Raw genomic sequence first — 3,074 nt, 5'->3', positions numbered from 1 at the left:
CCATCATTGCCCACGTGGACCATGGCAAGACCACGCTGGTGGACCAGCTGCTGCGCCAGAGCGGCACCTTCCGTGAGAACGAGAAGGTGGCCGAGCGCGTGATGGACAGCAACGACATCGAAAAAGAGCGTGGCATCACCATCCTGGCCAAGAACTGCGCCGTCGAATGGAAGGGCACCCACGTCAACATCGTCGACACCCCGGGACACGCGGACTTCGGCGGTGAGGTCGAGCGCGCGCTGTCGATGGTCGACGGCGTCGTGCTGCTGATCGACGCGCAAGAAGGCCCGATGCCGCAGACCCGCTTCGTGACCAAGAAGGCGCTGGCGCTGGGCCTGAAGCCCATCGTCGTCGTCAACAAGGTCGACAAGCCCGGCGCGCGCCCGGACTACGTGATCAACGCGGCCTTCGAACTGTTCGACAAGCTGCATGCGACCGAAGACCAGCTGGACTTCCCGGTCGTCTACGCCTCCGGCCTGAACGGCTGGGCTTCGCTGGAAGAAGGCAAGCCGGGCGAGCAGTGGGGCGAAGACATGACCGCGCTGTTCGACACCGTGCTCAAGCACGTGCCGGCGCACGAGGGCGACCCCGCCGCGCCGCTGCAGCTGCAGATTTCTTCTCTGGACTACTCCACCTACGTTGGCCGCATCGGCGTCGGCCGCGTCAACGCCGGCACCGTCAAGCCGGGCATGGACGTGCTGGTGATGGAAGGCCCTGAAGGCAAGACCATCAAGGGCCGCATCAACCAGGTGCTGACCTTCGAAGGGCTGGAGCGCGTCCAGTCCCCCGAAGCGGGCCCGGGCGACATCGTGCTGATCAACGGCATTGAAGACATCGGCATCGGTGTGACCATCACCGACCCGCTCGACCCGCAGCCGCTGCCGATGCTGAAGATCGACGAGCCGACGCTGACGATGAACTTCTGCGTCAACACCTCGCCGCTGGCCGGCCGTGAAGGCAAGTTCGTCACCAGCCGCCAGATCTGGGACCGCCTGCAGAAGGAACTGCAATCCAACGTCGCGTTGCGCGTGAAAGAGACCGACGAAGACGGCATCTTCGAAGTCTCGGGCCGCGGTGAACTGCACCTGACCATCCTGCTGGAAAACATGCGCCGCGAAGGCTACGAGCTGGCCGTGTCGAAGCCGCGCGTGGTGTTCCACGAGGTGAACGGCGAGAAGCACGAGCCGATCGAGCTGGTCACCGCCGACGTCGAAGACACCCACCAGGGTGGCGTGATGCAGGCACTGGGCGAGCGCAAGGCCGAACTGGTCAACATGGAAACCGACGGCAACGGCCGTGTGCGACTTGAATACCGCATTCCGGCGCGTGGCCTGATCGGCTTCTCGAACGAGTTCATGAACTTGACGCGCGGCACCGGCCTGATCAGCAACATCTTCGAAGGCTACGAAGCCCACAAGGGCGACATCGAAGGCCGCAAGAACGGCGTGCTGATCAGCATGGACGACGGCGAAATCTTCACCTACGCGCTGGGCAAGCTGGACGACCGCGGCMGCATGTTCGTGAAGCCGGGTGACCCGGTGTACGAAGGCCTGATCATCGGCATCCACAGCCGCGACAACGACCTCGTCGTCAACGCGACGCGTACCAAGCAGCTGACCAACTTCCGCGTCAGCGGCAAGGAAGACGCGATCAAGATCACACCGCCGATCGACCTGACGCTGGAGTACGCGGTCGAGTTCATCGCTGACGACGAACTGGTCGAAATCACGCCGAAGAGCGTGCGGGTGCGCAAGCGATTCCTTAAGGAACACGACCGGAAACGTGCCTCACGTGAAGGCGCATAAGCGCCTTCACGCTCAGCGCGTTTCCAATTTCGTTTCGCTCCCCCGAGCCCCCTCCAAGCGGGGACTCCAGTTTGAGTGACACTCGCGGCTCCTCTGGAGCCGCTTTCAATACATGACCCACCGGCGTGCTGTTTTTGTGATGGTGTTGGTGACGCTGCTGTGGAGCACGGCAGGGGTCGTCACGCGGCAGCTCGAGGCGGCGCGCTCGTTCGAGATCACGTTCTGGCGCAGTCTGTTCAACGCTGTTGGCTTGGTGGTGTTGCTGGGCTGGCTGCGCGGGCCGCAGGCGCTGGTGGCGCGCATTCGCACCGGTGGCAAAGTACTGTGGGCGTCGGGCGTGTGCTGGAGCGTGATGTTCACTGCCTTCATGGTGGCGATCACGCTGACGACCGTGGCCAATGTGCTGGTCGTGATGGCCACGGCGCCGCTGTTCACCGCGCTGCTCGCGCGATTCTTGCTGCATCACAAGCTGCCCACGCGCACTTGGGCGGCGATCCTGGTCGCCGGTGGCGGCATCGCGTGGATGTTCGGGACCGACATCAGCGGCGCCGGCGGCAGCCACCTGCTAGGCACCGGCATCGCGATGGGCGTGCCGATCGCTGGCGCGATCAACTGGACGCTGATCCAGCATGCGTCGCGCAGCGAAGCCTCGTCGGACATGCTGCCTGCTCTGTTGCTCGGTGCGTTGATCTCCGCGGCAGTGACATTGCCGGTGGCTTGGCCGCTGCAGGCGTCGGCCCCGGACATCGGCTGGCTGGCCTTGCTTGGCGTGACGCAACTCGCCATTCCCTGCGTGATGGCCGTGACCGCTGCACGCACGCTGGCCGCGCCCGAAGTGGCCTTGCTGGCCTTGCTTGAAGTGTTGTTCGGCGTGGCCTGGGCCTGGCTGGGCGCGGGCGAAAAACCTTCGAGCGCCGCGATGCTTGGCGGTGCAATCGTGTTGGGCGCACTGGCCAGCAACGAGCTGTTTGCCTTGCTGCGCCGCTCGCCGGAACCGGCCCCTGCTTCCGTTTGACTTAAACCTTGTAGTACCGATGAGCGACGCCCTCAACACCGACGCGCAGATCCTGGCCGAACAACGTGGCCGCCTGGGCTTGATCACGCTGAACCGCGCACCGGCGCTGAACGCGCTGTCGCTGGAAATGATCCGCGAGCTGACGCGTCTGCTGCGCGCCTGGGAAGACGATGACCGCATCGACGCGGTGCTGGTCCACGGTGCCGCTCGGCCTGGCAAGGCTCCGGCTTTTTGCGCTGGCGGCGACATCCGCT

The 3,074-nt window shown here is 64.7% G+C and carries 3 protein-coding genes; all 3 read left to right on the top strand.

Annotated features, from left to right (window positions below; all coding sequences use genetic code 11):
• The first annotated feature begins 2 nt into the window (after nucleotides 1-2).
• Entirely contained in the window at nucleotides 3-1,805 is a 1,803-nt protein-coding gene (gene typA / locus AC1DYI_RS30905) for a translational GTPase TypA (protein ID WP_477207939.1), read from the top strand.
• A 112-nt stretch (nucleotides 1,806-1,917) separates the two neighbouring features.
• Nucleotides 1,918-2,820: a DMT family transporter gene (locus AC1DYI_RS30900; protein WP_477207938.1), complete on the top strand. Its 903-nt coding sequence runs from the start codon at nucleotides 1,918-1,920 to the stop codon at nucleotides 2,818-2,820.
• 19 nt (nucleotides 2,821-2,839) lie between these two features.
• A partial coding sequence (locus AC1DYI_RS30895; RefSeq protein WP_477207937.1) for an enoyl-CoA hydratase/isomerase family protein occupies nucleotides 2,840-3,074 on the top strand: 235 nt, incomplete at its 3' end.

Source organism: Ideonella sp. P3_A4, assembly GCF_056403075.1.
The sequence above is the reverse complement of the archived record's forward strand: the minus strand, read 5'-3'. Positions and strand labels throughout refer to the sequence as shown.